Source organism: Streptomyces sp. NPDC030296, assembly GCF_055572815.1.
In genome coordinates this window covers 219593-235185 of the sequence record NZ_JBVICQ010000005.1, presented here as the reverse complement: position 1 = coordinate 235185, position 15593 = coordinate 219593, and the positions used below count along the sequence as shown (strand labels likewise).

The window sequence follows — 15593 nt, the reverse complement described above, 5'->3', positions numbered from 1 at the left end:
ATGCCGCAGAACGCGGGACTCGGTTGGTTGCTGGACGACTTGACCGAGCGCCTGGAACCCGTACGGCACGCACTTGTGCTGTCCAGCGACGGATTGGTCACGGCGGCCAGCACCGGGCTGAGACGTGAGGACGCCGAGCACCTCGCCGCGGTCTCATCGGGGCTGCACAGCCTCGCCAAGGGCTCGGGACGCCACTTCGGCGCCGGTGACGTACGGCAGACGATGATCGAGTTCGACGACGCCATGCTCTTCGTCACCGCGGCCGGCGCGGGCAGTTGTCTGTGCGTGCTCAGCGCCGCGGAAGCGGACATCGGTCAGATCGCCTATGAGATGGCCCTGATGGTGAACCGTGTCGGCGAACACCTCGGCCTGGATGCCCGCCACCCAGAACCCTCCGCTTCCAGGGACCTCTGACCTGCGGGTTCGGTTGCCGGATGCAAGTTATCCACAGGCCCCCGCCGACTTTCCGTGAACGGGCTACGGTTTTCCCGAGGCGACGCGCACCGGCGTCGCGGCACCACCGCACGGGGGAGAACCACCATGTCCGGCAACACCATCACGCGACCCGCCACACCCACCGCGGCGACCGTCGCCGCAGTACCGGCCAGGGCGGCCGACCGGCCACTCTCCCAGAGCCGCGCCGCACGTGAACTGAGCCTGAACCGAAGCGAACTCGACCTCGCCGTGCACCTCGGATGCGTACGAACCGTCCCCGACGAGGGAGGCGGAGGACGCCGAGTCGCCCGCAGCGAGATCAACCGGCTCCGCGCCGAGGAGGGCTTCCCGCAGACGCTGCGCGCCCGCGTCGAAGCCGTCGGTTCCAAGGACGCCGCAGCGATCCTGGAGGTGGCGCCGACGCGTTTCGTGCGCCTCGCACGGCTGGGGCTCGTCACACCGGTCAAGTTCCATCTGAACCGCTACCGTGCCGTCGTCTGGCTCTATCTGGCGGAAGAAGTGCGGCGGTTCGCCGCCGACGAGAACAACGCCCCGTGGCTGACGGGGCGTCTCCCCCAGGAGCTGAGGACCCAACTCGACAGCGGCCTCGACCTGCGGCCCAGGAACTGGCGAGGACGCCATCTGGGGTTCCTGCTCAGGCAGGCCGAAGACCCCTGGGCCCGCGCCGCCGCGCCGGCCTCCCTCCTCGACCCCGTCCACCTCGCGGAGGTCGTCCGGGATCCCTATGAGCGCGCCCATCTCCACCGCCACCGGCCAGCACGAACCGACCAGGGTCCACCCGACTCACCCGCCGCCCTGCTCACCGGCACGATCATGACGGCGGACGACCCCGACGAGATCGAGTGGCTCCGGGCGGACCTCCGGCAGGCTCTCGTCGAGGCCCGCGCTCACCGCCTCGCGCCGAGGCCCCGCAGGAAGGAACCGGCCCCGCGCCCGGCGAGGAACGTCAGGCGTCCCGCGAACCGCCACGAGAAACCGGGTCCGGCATCCGAGAAGCGCCACGGCCTGCTCGGCTGGCTGACGCGCAGACACCCCTGATCCGTCGGCCGGGCGCAGTGCGACCGACCGCGGGCGCCGGCCGACGGACGCGTCAGGAACCGAGCTTGCGGAACAGTCCCTCCTGGACGACCGACACGAGCAGCCGCCCCTCCAGGTCGTAGATGCGGCCACGGGCCAGACCACGTCCGCCCACCGCGATCGGCGACTCCTGGTCGTACAGGAACCACTCGTCCGCACGGAACGGCCGGTGGAACCACATGGCGTGGTCCAGCGACGCCATGTCGAAGCCACGCGGTCCCCACAACGGCTCGACGGGAAGGCGGACCGCATCCAGCAGCGTCATGTCGCTGGCGTACGTCAGCGCGCAGGTGTGGACGAGCGGATCGTCCCCCAAGGGGCCCACGGCCCGCATCCACACCGCGCTGCGCGGCTCCGCGTGCTCGACCTCCTCGGGGGTCCACCGCAGTCGGTCGACATAACGGATGTCGAAGGGCTGACGCCGCGCCATGCGCTGCAACTGCTCGGGCAGCGCGCCCAGATGATCGGTGATCTCCTGCGTCAGCGTCGGCAGCGACTCCGGGTCCGGCACCTCGCGGGCCGGCGGCAGCTGGTGCTCGAAGCTCCCCTCTTCAGGCTCGTGGAAGGAGGCGGTCAGATTGAAGATCGTGCGGCCCTGCTGCACGGCGGTGACCCGGCGCGTGGTGAACGACCGCCCGTCGCGGACCCGTTCGACCTGGTACACGATCGGCACCCCCGGGCGCCCCGGGCGGAGGAAGTACGCGTGCAGCGAATGCACGGGCCGGTCGCCCTCGGTGGTGCGTCCTGCGGCGACCAGCGCCTGGCCGGCCACCTGGCCACCGAAGACCCGCTGCAAGGACTCCTGCGGGCTGCGCCCGCGGAAGATGTTGACCTCGATCTGCTCCAGGTCGAGGAGGTCGACGAGCCGCTCGGCGGGGTTGGTCGTCATCTACCGGCCTCTCCAGTGCTCACAGTTGACCGACGTCGGTGACCCGGACGACGGCGCGGCCCTCGGCGTCGGAGGCCGCAAGGTCGATCTCCGCGCTGATGCCCCAGTCATGATCGCCGTTCGGGTCGGCGAAGGTCTGACGGACGCGCCACAGCCCGTTCTGCGGCTCCTCCTCGATCATCAGCAGGCGAGGACCGCGGGCATCGGGGCCGGTGCCGAGCTCGTCGTACTCGTCCCAGTACTTGTCCATCGCCTCACCCCACCGCTCGGCGTCCCATCCGGACTCGGCGTCCAACTCTCCCAGCTCGTCGACCTGGTCGAGGGCGGCCAGCTCGACACGCCGGAACATCGCGTTGCGGACGAGGACGCGGAAGGCGCGCGCGTTGGAGGTGACCGGCTTGACCTGGTCGGCCTTCTCCTGGGCCTCCTCGGCGGTCATCTCCTCGGGGTTGGCCAGCTGCTCCCACTCGTCCAGGAGGCTGGAGTCGACCTGGCGGACCATCTCGCCGAGCCAGGCGATCAGATCCTCCAGGTCGTCCGACTTCAGGTCGTCGGGGACGGTGTGATCGAGGGTCTTGTAGGCGCCGGCCAAGTAGCGCAGCACGATGCCCTCGGTACGGGCCAGCTCGTAGTAGGACACCAACTCGGTGAAGGAGAGCGCCCGTTCGTACATGTCCCGGATCACCGACTTCGGGGACAGCGGGTGGTCGCCGACCCACGGGTGGCTCTTGCGGTACGTGTTGTACGCGTGGAAGAGCAACTCCTCGAGCGGCTTGGGGTAGGTGACGTCCTGAAGCCGCTCCATGCGCTCCTCGTACTCGACGCCGTCCGCCTTCATCGCGGCCACGGCCTCACCGCGCGCCTTGTTCTGCTGGGCCGCGAGGATCTGCCGCGGGTCGTCGAGTGTCGACTCCACCACGGAGACCATGTCCAGGGCGTACGACGGCGACTCCGGGTCGAGAAGCTCGAACGCGGCCAGCGCGAACGTGGACAGCGGCTGGTTGAGCGCGAAGTCCTGCTGCAGATCGACCGTCAGACGGACGATGCGGCCCTCGGCGTCCGGCTCGTCCAGCTTCTCGACGATGCCGCCGTCGAGCAGCGAACGGTAGATGGCGATGGCCCGCCGGATGTGGCGCAGCTGCTGCTTGCGCGGCTCGTGGTTGTCCTCCAGCAGCCGTCGCATCGCCTCGAAGGCGTTGCCGGGCCGGGCGATCACCGACAGCAGCATCGTGTGCGTCACCCGGAAGCGGGACGTGAGCGGCTCCGGGTCGGAGGCGATGAGCTTCTCGAAGGTGTTCTCCGTCCAGCCGACGAACCCCTCGGGCGCCTTCTTGCGGACCACCTTGCGGCGCTTCTTCGGATCGTCGCCCGCCTTCGCGAGCGCCTTCTCGTTCTCGATGACGTGCTCGGGCGCCTGCGCCACCACGAACCCGGCGGTGTCGAAGCCGGCGCGTCCGGCGCGCCCCGCGATCTGGTGGAACTCACGGGCGCGCAGCGTCCGCACCCGGCTGCCGTCGTACTTGGTCAGGGCGGTGAACAGCACCGTGCGGATGGGGACGTTGACGCCGACGCCGAGCGTGTCAGTGCCGCAGATGACCTTCAGGAGACCGGCCTGGGCCAGCTTCTCCACCAGACGCCGGTACTTGGGCAGCATCCCGGCATGGTGGACACCGATACCGTGCCGGACGTAACGGGAGAGATTGCGGCCGAACTTGGTGGTGAACCGGAAGTTGCCGATCAGCTCGGCGATCTGGTCCTTCTCCTCCCGCGTGCACATGTTGATGCTCATCAGCGCCTGCGCCCGCTCCACGGCCTGCGCCTGTGTGAAGTGCACGATGTAGACGGGCGCCTGCTTGGTGGCGAGCAGCTCCGTGAGCGTCTCCGTCAGCGGCGTCAGGACGTACTCGTACGACAGCGGCACGGGGCGGGTGGCCGAGCGGACCACGGAGGTGGGGCGGCCGGTGCGCCGGGTGAGGTCCTTCTCGAACATCGAGACGTCGCCGAGGGTCGCCGACATCAGGATGAACTGGGCCTGCGGCAGCTCCAGGATGGGGATCTGCCAGGCCCAGCCGCGGTCGGCCTCCGCGTAGAAGTGGAACTCGTCCATGACGACCTGGCCGACATCGGCGTCCTTGCCGTCGCGCAGCGCGATGGACGCCAGGACCTCGGCGGTGCAGCAGATGACCGGGGCGTCGGCGTTCACGGACGCGTCGCCGGTGAGCATGCCGACGTTCTCGGTACCGAAGATCTTGCACAGTTCGAAGAACTTCTCCGAGACCAGCGCCTTGATCGGAGCGGTGTAGAAGGTGACCTCGTCACGGGCGAGGGCGGCGAAGTGCGCGCCTGCCGCGATCATGCTCTTGCCGGAGCCGGTGGGCGTCGACACGATCACGTTCGCGCCGGAGACCACCTCGATGAGCGCCTCCTCCTGATGGGGGTAGAGGGTGAGACCGCGTTCCACGGCCCACGACTCGAAGGCTTCGTAGAGGGCGTCGGGGTCGGCGGTCCGCGGCAGCTGATCGATGAGGGTCACGCCCCCATCTTGCCTGCCCGCGCCGCCAAGGCGGGAATCGGATACCCGGCCGAAGATCGCGAACGCTACGCTGTGGCGCCGACGGAGCGTCGACGCACGTGGACAACTGGACAGCGGCCCGGGGCAACTGGACAGCGGCACAGAAGGAATGGGGCGGGGCACGGCCATGATGGGACCAGCACACTCACTGTCCGGGGCCGCGGCCTGGCTCGGCGTAGGGGCGGCGGCAGCCGCGACCGGGTACACCATGCCCTGGCCGGTCCTTCTGGCCGGTGCGCTGATCTGCGCGGGCGCCGCGCTCGCCCCGGACCTGGACCACAAGGCGGCGACGATCTCCCGTTCCTTCGGCCCGCTCTCCCGCTGGGTGTGCGAGATCGTCGACAAGCTCTCGTACGCCGTCTACAAGGCGACGAAGAAGCAGGGCGACCCACGCCGCTCAGGCGGGCACCGCACGCTCACCCACACCTGGCTGTGGGCCGTACTGCTCGGCGCGGGGGCCTCCGCCATGGCGATCATGGGTGGCCGTTGGGCGGTGCTGGCGATCCTGTTCGTGCACATGGTGCTGGCGATCGAAGGGCTGCTGTGGCGGGCGGCCCGCGGGTCGAGCAGCGACGTGCTGGTGTGGCTGCTGGCGGCGACCAGCGCCTGGATCATCGCCGGTGTCCTGGACAAGCCGGGCAACGGGGCGGACTGGCTGTTCACCGAGCCGGGCCAGGAGTACCTGTGGCTCGGCCTGCCGATCCTGCTGGGCGCGCTGGTGCACGACATCGGCGATGCGCTGACCGTCTCGGGTTGCCCGATCCTGTGGCCGATACCGGTGGGCCGCAAGCGCTGGTACCCGATCGGTCCGCCCAAGGCGATGCGGTTCCGGGCCGGCAGCTGGGTGGAGCTGAGGGTGCTCATGCCGGTGTTCATGGTGCTCGGGGGCGTGGGGGCGGCCGCGGCCCTGAACGTCATCTGACAGCGCGGGCGGGCGGCCGGGCGGGGTCAGCCCGACACCGAGTCCTCGTCCACGATGTGCATCGCGGCCTCCTCCGCGGAGGCGGCCGCCCCGTCGATGCCCACGTCGGTGGCGACCAGCCCGCTCTCCTCGTCCTCGTGCGCACCCTCGTCGGGGGCGACGAGACGGCCCGAGCGAGGCCCTCCCACCTCGTTGTCCAGCGGCTCACCGTCGGTGTCCTGGGCGTCGCCGATGCCGTCCCCGTCGACCGAGGTGACGTCCGGCAGTTCCTCCGCGAGCCGCTGCTCCAAGGTCTCGCCGCGCAGCCGCTCCGCGGCGGTCACACCGGTGTGCTCCACCGCCCATGGCCGCTCCGGTGGCGACCAGCCCCGGTCGAGCGGGTCGTCCACACCGTCGGCGACCAGGGTGTCCTCGGCGTCCAGCAGCCCGGCGTCGTCCTGGATCTCCGATCCATCCGGCTGGTAGACGTCGTCTCCCCATCCGCCGGCTCTGTCCACGGGTACCTCCAGTGGTGGGACGGGCCCGGTGCCACCGTGCGGCGACGGTGGGCGCGCGAACCCCTGGGCGACGGTCCGACCCCCGCGAACCGGGCGGTTCACGGGCGTCCCCCGAATCAGTGCCCACCACCAGGGTTCCACTCGGCGTCGGCACCACGCAACGTCAGGGGACGGGCCCCCGAAGCGAGCGGGCTCTCGGCTTCGGCCGCCCGGTCCCCGTCGTGGCGGTGCGGCGACCGTGCGGCGTCACCGGCGCCGCCGCCCGCCCCGCCGACCCACGACAGGGCGTGCACGGCAGCGGACAGAGCGCGGCACCAGACCGACGGGCGGCCCTGTCGGCGAGGACCGGCTCGAAGCGGCGGCCCCCGGAGTCGGTCGGGAACCGGCTCAGCCGTGCCAGGACCGCCACAGTGCCGCGTACGCCCCTTCCGCCGCGACGAGCTGGTCATGGCTGCCCAGCTCGCTGATGCGGCCGTTCTCGACGACGGCGATGACGTCGGCGTCGTGGGCGGTGTGCAGACGGTGGGCGATGGCGACGACGGTACGGCCGTCGAGGACACGGGCGAGGGAGCGTTCCAGATGCCGGGCCGCACGCGGGTCGAGGAGCGAGGTCGCCTCGTCCAGGACCAGGGTGTGCGGGTCGGCGAGGACCAGCCGGGCCAGCGCGATCTGCTGGGCCTGCGCCGGGGTGAGCGTGAGCCCTCCCGAGCCGACCTCGGTGTCCAGGCCGTCGTCGAGCGCCCGGGCCCAGGAATCGGCGTCGACCGCGCCGAGCGCCGCCCACAGCTCGGCGTCCTCGGCGCGGGTGCGGGCGAGCCGCAGGTTGTCGCGCAGGGAGCCGACGAAGACGTGGTGCTCCTGGTTGACGAGGGCCACATGGGAGCGGACGTCCTCGGCGGGCATCCGGGACAGCTCGGCACCGCCGAGGGTGATCCGGCCGTCGCGGGGCGTGTAGATGCCGGCCAGGAGCCTGCCCAAGGTGGACTTGCCCGCCCCGGACGGGCCGACGAGGGCCAGCCGGGTGCCGGGCGCGACCTCCAGGGACACCTTGCGCAGCACGTCGACGCCCTCGCGGTACCCGAAGCGCACCTGTTCGGCGTGGACATGGCGTCCGTCGGGGGCCACGTCCGGGTCGCCCGCGCCCGGTTCGATGTCCCGGACGCCGACCAGCCGGGCCAGCGACACCTCGGCGATCTGCAGCTCGTCGTACCAGCGCAGGATGAGGTTCACCGGCTCGACGAGCATCTGGGCGATCAGGGCACCCGTCGTCAGCTGGCCCAGCCCGATCCAGCCCTGGAGGACGAACACACCGCCGACGATCAGGACCGCGCCGAGGACCGTGGTGTGGGTCAAGTTGATGACCGGGAAGAGAACCGAGCGCAGCCACAGGGTGTACCGCTCCCAGGCGGTCCACTCGCGGATGCGCTGGTGGGAGAGCTCGATGCGGCGCGCGCCGAGGCGGTGGGCCTCGACGGTGCGCCCGGCGTCGACGGTCTCCGCGAGGGCGGCGGCGACGGCCGCGTACCCGGCGGACTCGGAGCGGTAGGCGGAGGGCGCCCGTTTGAAGTACCAGCGGCAGCCCGCCACCAGCAGGGGCAGGGCCAGCAGGACGGCGAGCGCCAGCGGCGGAGCCGTCACGGCGAGCCCGCCGAGGAGGAGGGCCACCCAGACCACGCCGATCGCCAGCTGCGGCACAGCCTCGCGCATCGCGTTGCCGAGGCGGTCGATGTCGGTGGTGATCCGGGACAGCAGGTCACCCGTTCCGGCCCGCTCCAGGACACCCGGCGGCAGGCCGACCGATCGGACGAGGAAGTCCTCGCGCAGATCGGCCAGCATCCGCTCGCCCAGCATGGCTCCGCGCAGCCGCACCTCCCGTACGAACACCGCCTGGACGACGAGGGCGACGACGAACACCCCGGCGGTCAGCTCCAGATGCAGGTCGCGAGCCCCGTCGGAGACCCGTTCGACGAGCTCGCCCAGCAGGTAGGGGCCCGCCATCGAGGCCACGACGGCGATGGTGTTGACGGTGATGAGCAGGGCGAAGGCCCGGCGGTGGCGGCGGAACAGTTCGGCCACGTAGGCGCGGACGGTCGCGGGGGCGCCGACGGGCAGGGTGTTCGCCGTCGTCGGGGCGGCCGGGTCGTACGCCGGTGGCGCCACGCCGATCATGCGGTCTCCTCGATTTCTTCCAGTTCGTCCAGCACATCGCTGAGCGCGGTCCTGCGGTCCTGCGGCACGGTGTCCTCGCGCGGCGCGACACCGTCCTTCCTCAGCGCGCGCCCGGCGGTCTCCTCGTCCGTCTCGCGGGTGACGACGGCCCGGTATCGCGGCTCCTTGCGCACGAGTTCGCGATGCACGCCCACCGCGGCGACCTCGCCCTCGTGCACCAGGACCACGCGTTCGGCGAGGTCGAGGAGGAGTGGGGAGGAGGTGAGGACGACCGTCGTGCGGCCGGCGCGGAGGGACCGGATGCCGTCCGCGATCCTCGCCTCGGTGTGGGAGTCGACGGCGGAGGTCGGCTCGTCCAGGACCAGGACCTCCGGGTCGGTGATCAGGGAGCGGGCCAGGGCCAGCCGTTGGCGCTGGCCACCGGACAGCGACCGGCCGCGTTCGGTGATGCGTGCGTCCAGTGGGTCCTCGGCGTCCAACGAGCCCTGCGCCAAGGCCTCCAGCACGTCACCGCACTGGGCGGCGGCCAGCGCCTCCTCGGCGGTGACGTCGCCGGAGGCGGGTACGTCGAGCAGCTCGCGGAGGGTGCCGGAGAGCAGCACCGGGTCCTTGTCCTGGACGAGGACGGCCGTGCGGGCGGAGTCGAGCGGCAGTTCGTCGAGGGGGACACCGGCCAGGAGTACCGACGTGCCCTCCTCCGGGGCGTGCCCGCCGAGCCGTTCCGCGAGCCGCCCGGCGGCGTCCGGGTCGCCGCACACCACGGCGGTGAGACATCCGGCGGGGGCGAGCAGTCCGGTCGCCGGGTCGTACAGGTCCCCGGACGGCGCGGCGGCCTCACGTGACCCCTCGGTGGCGGTGGCCCGCTCCAGGGACAGCACCCTGGCGGCCCGCTTGGCGGAAGGGCGGGAGAAGGAGTACGCCATCGCGATCTCCTCGAAGTGCCTGAGGGGGTATCCCAGCAGCATCACCGCGCTGTACACGGTGACGAGTTGGCCGACGGTGATCCGGCCGTCGCGGGCGAGACCGACGCCGTACCAGACGACCGCGATCATCAGCAGCCCCGGCAGCAGGACCTGGATGGCGGAGATCAGGGCCCACATACGCGCGCTGCGGACGGCGGCGTGGCGGACTTCCTGGGAGGCGCGGCGGTAGCGGTCGAGGAAGAGGTCCTCGCCGCCGATGCCGCGCAGCACGCGCAGGCCCGCGACGGTGTCCGAGGCCAGTTCGGTGGCGCGTCCGGCCTTCTCGCGCTGTTCGTCGGCGCGTCGGGTCGCGCGGGGCAGCAGCGGCAGCACGGCGAGGGCGAGCACGGGCACGCCGATGGCGACGACGATGCCGAGCGCGGGCTGGTAGACCACCAGGGCGACACAGACCAGCACCACGGTGAGCGCCGCCGCGGTGAAGCGGGAGACGGCCTCGACGAACCAGCCGATCTTCTCGACGTCGCCGGTGGAGACGGCGACGACCTCGCCGGCCGCCACCCGGCGGGTCAGCGCCGAGCCGAGCTGCGCCGTCTTGCGGGCGAGGAGTTGCTGGACGCGGGCTGCGGCGGTGATCCAGTTGGTGACCGCCGTGCGGTGCAGGAAGGTGTCGCCGAGCGCGATGGTGAAGCCGCACAGCGCCAGCAGCGCGCCCGACAGGGCGAGTCGCGTGCCGGAGCGGGCGACCACGGCCTCGATGGCGACACCGACACAGAACGGCAGTCCGGCCACGGAGGTGAAGTGCAGCAGTCCCCACGCCAGCGCCTTGAGCTGTCCGCCGAGCTGGTTGCGGCCCAGCCACCACAGGAATCGGGGACCCGAGCGTGCGTCCGGCACGCCGGGGTCTTGGAACGGAAGGTCTTGAATCTGCATGACGTCCCTGTGGGTCGTGTCAGAGGAGGGGGGACAGGGGTGCAAAAGGGGCGATGGGGCCCGGCGACCGGCCGTGAAAGGTTCGCGTCACCGCATGGTCGGAGGCAAACGGTTTTCCGTCGCCGGGCAAAGTTTCGGCCTGCATCGTCCTTGTGACGCCCGGCGCGCGGGGGCGGTGGACGCGGAGAGCAGGCGCGCGGTGCGACGATGGAGCGCATGCGAATAGGCGGTACGAGGCGTGGGGCGGTCGGCGGTGCGAGCGGGGTCGAGGGCGTGAGGCGAGCCGGGGCGGCGATGGTGGTCTGCGGGGCGCTGGTGGTGTCGCTGGCGGCGTGCGGCGGTTCGGCCGAGACGGGCAGGGCCGGCAAGGGCGCCACGGACTCGGGTGACAGGGCGGGGCGTTCCGAGGCGCGCAAGGTCGATCCGACCCGTATCCCCGACGTGGGTGACCGCCTTCAGAAGCGGATCCCCGCCGACTCCCGTCAGGTCGTGGCCGTCTACGGAGAGGGCGTGAACGACGCCGACTCCAAGATCGTCCTGTATACCAAGAGCGGTTCCGCCTGGAAGGAGACCAGGACCTGGCTGGGCCACAACGGCAAGAAGGGTTGGACGGCCGACCATCACGAGGGTGACAAGCGCAGCCCCGTGGGGGTGTTCACGCTCAGCGACGCGGGCGGCGTCCTCGCCGATCCGGGGGCGAAGCTGCCGTACAGTCAGTCGCCGTCGTTCCAGGCGCCGCACTACTGGGCGAAGTCGCACTGGAACGACTTCGACTACGTCATCGCCATCGACTACAACCGTGTCAAGGGCACCTCGCCGATCGACCCGACGCGGCCCGAGGGTCAGTCGAAGGGCGGCAGCATCTGGCTGCACATGGACCACGGCAGCGGAACGTCGGCCTGCGTCAGCCTGTCCAAGTCGGGGATGGAGTACCTGCTGCGCACCCTCGATCCGGCCGCGCACCCGGTGATCGTGATGGGGGACAAGGCGGCGCTGAAGGCCTGAGATCCAGGAGGTCTCGGGTCCGGGATCCCAGAGGTGTCTCCGGCCACTCATGTGGCCGGGGGTGTCATTGTGCGCGGCGTCGACTGCCCGTAGAACTCCGCCCATGAGAAACCGGATCATCATGTCCATGCTCACCGGGGCGACCGTCCTGGTGAGCACTCTCCTGGGGGCCGCCCCGGCCCGATCGGCCACTGCGGGGGCCGATGCCGCGGTGGCTGCGAGGGCCGCCACCGCCGACGCCGCGGTCGACGTCCCGGCCGAGTTCGGCAGCGACTGGCACGACCCCGTCACCGCCGCCCCGCCCGTCACCAGGCCCGAGCAGACGAAGTCCTGCGCAGTGACGGTCGCCGAGGCGCAGTTCAGGGACTTCACGCCCTTCAAGGGCACCTACGCGCCCCCGGCCGAGTGCGGGAAGCGGTGGAGCAAGGTCGTCCTGCGCCTCGACGGCAAGGTCAAGGGCCGCCAGTACGACCGCCTCGGCCACCTCCACATCGGCGGCGTCGAGGTCTTCCGTACCTCCACCCCGCAGCCCTCGCCCGACGGCATCGCGTGGTCCGTCGAGAAGGACGTCACCCGCTACAGCGACACCCTGCGGGCGGCGCAGCCCGTGGAGATGCTCATCGGCAACGTCGTCGACGACACCTACACCGGCGTCCTCGACGTCAAGGTGACGCTCACGTTCTATACGGGCAGGCCCACGGAGAAGGCCGCCGCGGGAGTCCCCGACCGTGTCCTCACCCTCCAGGAGGGCAACTCCCTCACCACCCCCCGCAACAGCGAACGCGTCGTCGCCGAGGTGTACGCCACCGGCTCCGGCGGCGGCTGCGAGGAGTACTGGTATCTGACGGGGCCCGAGACGGCGCCGTACTCCTGCAAGGCGCACGACGGGCCGTACCGCGAGGTGCAGATCAAGGTCGACGGGCGACTGGCTGGGATCGCCGCGCCGTTCCCGACGGTGTGGACCGGCGGCTGGTCCAACCCCTTCCTCTGGTACGTGGTCCCCGGCCCCCGGGCCTTCGACATCCAGCCCATCCGCTACGACCTCACCCCCTTCGCCGGCCTCCTCAACGACGGGCGCCCGCACCGGGTCGAGGTCTCCGTCCTCGGCGTGCCCGAGGGGCAGAGCGGCTGGAGCACCCCCGTCAACGTGCTCGTCTGGCAGGACGAGAAGAGCACACATGTCACCGGTGCCCTGACGAAGGTGCGGGCGGGCGCCCTCGCCAACTCGTCCACGTACACACCCGGTACGGAGCACCGGCTCGACACCGAGGGGAGCCACCGGCTGACGGTCACCGGACATGTCGACACCTCGCACGGCAGGGTGACGACCACCGTGCGCCGGAGCCTCGCCAACACCTCCGTGCACACCTGGTCGGACGGCGAGAACCCCGACGCCCTCGACGCGCGGTGGAGCGACGACGAGACGGTCAGCGTCGACGGGCGCGGCCCGGCCCGAACCACCCGCACCCAGCGGTCGTACACGATGGACGGGACGACGACACTCGGCGCGGGCGACCGGCTGCGGACGGTGCTCACGCTCGGCGACCGGGCGACGGTCACCGAGACCTACGGCGGTCGGCGCACCGCGTGGTCCCGGCTCGACGACACCTACACGGGCGACGCCACGTACACGGCGTTCGTACCGCGTGACCAGCGGCATGCCGTCGGCACGACCAGGGAGCGATACCGGCTGTACGGAACGGGCGGCTGCCACGACCGTTCGCTGGTCGCGGTACAGGGAGTGCTGACGGAGGACCGAATGGCCTGCTGACACCAAATGCGTGTGATGTGACGTCTGTTCGATGATTTACCTCGCGGAAACACCACGGTCTTCCCCGTGAGCGGCGGCTCCTCGATAGTGAATCCGCGGAAATACTTTTCCGCATATCAGAAAGCCCCCTCGGAGGAGTGCCCGTGCCGCAGTCCGTACCGTCCCTGCCGCGACGCGTCGCACGCATGCTGCGTACCTCACTGTTCGCCCAAGTCGGTGTCGCGCTGGTGCTCGGCATCGTTGTCGGGAGGTTGTGGCCGGACACGGCCACGACCTTCCAGCCGCTCGGCGACGGTTTCATCCGGCTCATCAAGACCGTCATCTCGCCGCTGGTGTTCTGTGTGGTCGTCGTCGGCATCGCCAAGGCCGGCAATCTCAGGGCCTTCGGGCGGATCGGGCTCAAGGCGCTGATCTGGTTCGAGGTCGCGTCCACGGCCGCGCTGCTCATCGGTCTGATCGCCGCCAACGTCTTCGGCCCCGGCGTGGGCATGAACGTCGACCCCTCGAAGCTCGACACATCGGCGGTGGACGCCAAGACGGCGGGCGGCGAACTGCCGACGACCGCCGAGTTCATCCTGAACGCGCTGCCGCAGAGCGCGATCGGCGCGTTCGCCGAGAACGCGCTGCTCCAGGTGCTGGTGCTCGCCTGCCTCACCGGCGCGGCGCTGCTGCACCTCGGCCACACCAAGGTGCCGAAGATCCTGCCCGCCATCGAGCAGGCCCAGGAGGTCATCTTCGCGATCGTCGGCTTCGTCATGAGGCTGGCCCCGCTCGCCGTGTTCGGCGCGATGGTCCACCTCGTGGGCGAGTACGGCCTCGGTGTGATGAAGACCTACGCCAAGCTGATCATCCTCTGCTACGCCGTCGCCGCCGTCTTCCTCGTGCTGCTCGGTGTCGCGCTGAAGCTGACGACCGGGCTGAGCCTGTGGAAGTTCGTCCGCTACACCCGTGCCGAGATGCTGCTCGCGCTGGGCACGGCCTCCAGCGAGAGCGTCATGCCGCGCATGATGCAGAAGCTGCGGCAGGCGGGCGCGCGGGACGACGCGGTGGGGCTGGTGCTGCCCACCGGATACTCGTTCAACCTCGACGGCGCGTCCATCTACCTCTCCGTCGGCACGCTGTTCATCGCGCAGGCCGTGGGGGTGGACCTCAGTCTCGGCCAGCAGGTCACCGTAGTCCTCGTCCTCATGTTGACCAGCAAGGGCATGGCCGGCATCCCCGGTTCGGCCTTCCTCGCCCTGTCGGCCACCGCGGCGTCGCTCGGGGCGATCCCCGCCGGTGCCGTCGCCCTGCTCCTGGGTGTCGACCGGATCATGGACTCGATGCGCGTCGCCACCAATCTGCTCGGCAACTGCGTCGCCGTCTTCGCCGTCTCCAAGTGGGAGGGCGCGCTGGACACCGTACGGGCGAAGAAGATGCTGGACGGGGAGATCGAGTTCGTGGAGGAGGAGGCCGCGGACGAGGAGAAGGCGAGTGCGGCGTCTGCCGCTTCGGCCGTCGCCGGCACCTCAGCCTCGGTCGCCGCCGGCGCCCCGGCCGCCAAACCCGCCGCTTCCGTCGGCACCGTCGAGGCGGTCCCCGCGCAGCCGAGTGGCGAGGTCAAGGAACCCGCCTCCGGGGCCAGTTGATCGTCGTCATCGACGGCAGGGGCCCGGCGCCGCACCTCGGCGCCGGGCCCTTCCATGTGCGGCGGCCCGTCCCGACAGGGACCGTAGAGCGCAGCTCCGCGTCACCGCGCCCGTACGCCGGGGTTCAACACGCCCGCTCCGCCCCCGGCGCCCCGTCCACCAGCGTGTCGAGGAGACCGCCCAGTACCTCCCGCTGGCCGTCCGACAGTGGCGAGAGGATCTCCTCCGCGGCGGACCGGCGGGCGCGGTGCAGCTCTTCCAGGACCTTGCGGCCCTCGTCCGTGACCTCGATGCGGATGACCCGCCGGTTGGTGGGGTCGGGCGCCCGGCGGACCCGGCCGCTCGCCTCCAGCCCGTCGACCAGGGTCGTCACGGCGCGCGGCACCACTTCCAGGCGCTGGGCGAGGTCGGCCATGCGCGGGGGCGCGTCGTAGTGCGCGAGGGTCCGCAGCAGCCGGGACTGGGCAGGGGTGATGTCCAGCCCGCTCTGAAGAAGATGGTGCTTCTGGATGCGGTGCACGCGGCGGGTCAGCCGCAGCAGCTGCTCGGCGAGCAGCCCGTCGGCATCGGGGGCGGTCATGCGGGAACAATATCAGGATGATGTTCATTGTGAGCATAGGTAACAATGAGCTAGGCTCCGAAATCGTCTCCGTGTGATCCGGAGCCACCTCGCCGCACCGCACCGAATCGATGACCGGTTGAATCCATTACCGCACGTGCTTCCGAAGCCAAGAGCTGACAAGAGCCGTGCCGG

General features: G+C 70.9%; 12 protein-coding genes. 6 read left to right on the top strand and 6 right to left on the bottom strand.

What is annotated here, in order from left to right:
• Together ACZ4Z3_RS16455 and ACZ4Z3_RS16450 are read left to right on the top strand one after the other, a co-directional pair.
• Complete coding sequence (locus ACZ4Z3_RS16455) at window positions 1-414, top strand: roadblock/LC7 domain-containing protein (protein ID WP_468501636.1); 414 nt, start codon at window positions 1-3, stop codon at window positions 412-414.
• Window positions 415-540: 126 nt separating this feature from the next.
• Window positions 541-1494 carry a DUF6397 family protein gene (locus ACZ4Z3_RS16450; RefSeq protein WP_468501635.1) on the top strand — a complete coding sequence of 318 codons (954 nt, stop codon included), beginning with the start codon at window positions 541-543 and terminating at the stop codon, window positions 1492-1494.
• 52 nt (window positions 1495-1546) lie between these two features.
• Here the strand turns inward: ACZ4Z3_RS16450 and ACZ4Z3_RS16445 are convergent, their stop codons facing one another.
• Together ACZ4Z3_RS16445 and ACZ4Z3_RS16440 are read right to left on the bottom strand one after the other, a co-directional pair.
• Window positions 1547-2422 carry an acyl-CoA thioesterase gene (locus ACZ4Z3_RS16445; RefSeq protein WP_468501634.1) on the bottom strand — a complete coding sequence of 292 codons (876 nt, stop codon included), beginning with the start codon at window positions 2420-2422 and terminating at the stop codon, window positions 1547-1549.
• 19 nt (window positions 2423-2441) lie between these two features.
• Window positions 2442-4955: a DEAD/DEAH box helicase gene (locus tag ACZ4Z3_RS16440; protein WP_468501633.1), complete on the bottom strand. Its 2514-nt coding sequence runs from the start codon at window positions 4953-4955 to the stop codon at window positions 2442-2444.
• 166 nt (window positions 4956-5121) lie between these two features.
• Between ACZ4Z3_RS16440 and ACZ4Z3_RS16435 the strand changes: the two genes are divergently transcribed.
• Window positions 5122-5916 (top strand): metal-dependent hydrolase, encoded by a 795-nt coding sequence (locus tag ACZ4Z3_RS16435; RefSeq protein WP_468501632.1) that lies wholly within the window; start codon window positions 5122-5124, stop codon window positions 5914-5916.
• A 26-nt stretch (window positions 5917-5942) separates the two neighbouring features.
• Here ACZ4Z3_RS16435 and ACZ4Z3_RS16430 read toward each other — a convergent pair whose 3' ends face one another.
• From ACZ4Z3_RS16430 to ACZ4Z3_RS16420, 3 genes are all read right to left on the bottom strand, one after another.
• The gene (locus tag ACZ4Z3_RS16430) at window positions 5943-6413 is read right to left on the bottom strand and encodes a DUF5709 domain-containing protein (RefSeq protein ID WP_468501631.1); all 471 of its coding nucleotides are present in this window, start codon (window positions 6411-6413) and stop codon (window positions 5943-5945) included.
• Window positions 6414-6800: 387 nt separating this feature from the next.
• The gene (locus ACZ4Z3_RS16425; RefSeq protein ID WP_468501630.1) at window positions 6801-8582 is read right to left on the bottom strand and encodes an ABC transporter ATP-binding protein; all 1782 of its coding nucleotides are present in this window, start codon (window positions 8580-8582) and stop codon (window positions 6801-6803) included.
• Window positions 8579-10435, bottom strand: a complete 1857-nt coding sequence (locus ACZ4Z3_RS16420; protein WP_468501629.1) for an ABC transporter transmembrane domain-containing protein — start codon at window positions 10433-10435, stop codon at window positions 8579-8581. Before ACZ4Z3_RS16420 ends, ACZ4Z3_RS16425 begins: the two co-directional genes overlap by 4 nt.
• Window positions 10436-10729: 294 nt before the next feature.
• On the opposite strand from ACZ4Z3_RS16420, the gene ACZ4Z3_RS16415 reads away from it, so the two are divergent.
• The 3 genes from ACZ4Z3_RS16415 to ACZ4Z3_RS16405 all read left to right on the top strand — a co-directional run bounded on the left by ACZ4Z3_RS16415 (window position 10730) and on the right by ACZ4Z3_RS16405 (window position 14839).
• Window positions 10730-11440, top strand: a complete 711-nt coding sequence (locus ACZ4Z3_RS16415; protein ID WP_468501928.1) for a hypothetical protein — start codon at window positions 10730-10732, stop codon at window positions 11438-11440.
• Window positions 11441-11543: 103 nt separating this feature from the next.
• Window positions 11544-13211 carry a peptide-N4-asparagine amidase gene (locus tag ACZ4Z3_RS16410; RefSeq protein WP_468501628.1) on the top strand — a complete coding sequence of 556 codons (1668 nt, stop codon included), beginning with the start codon at window positions 11544-11546 and terminating at the stop codon, window positions 13209-13211.
• A gap of 143 nt (window positions 13212-13354) precedes the next feature.
• Window positions 13355-14839 carry a cation:dicarboxylate symporter family transporter gene (locus tag ACZ4Z3_RS16405; protein ID WP_468501627.1) on the top strand — a complete coding sequence of 495 codons (1485 nt, stop codon included), beginning with the start codon at window positions 13355-13357 and terminating at the stop codon, window positions 14837-14839.
• Between the two features lie 124 nt (window positions 14840-14963).
• Here ACZ4Z3_RS16405 and ACZ4Z3_RS16400 read toward each other — a convergent pair whose 3' ends face one another.
• Window positions 14964-15419: a MarR family winged helix-turn-helix transcriptional regulator gene (locus ACZ4Z3_RS16400; protein ID WP_468501626.1), complete on the bottom strand. Its 456-nt coding sequence runs from the start codon at window positions 15417-15419 to the stop codon at window positions 14964-14966.
• Window positions 15420-15593: the final 174 nt, after the last annotated feature.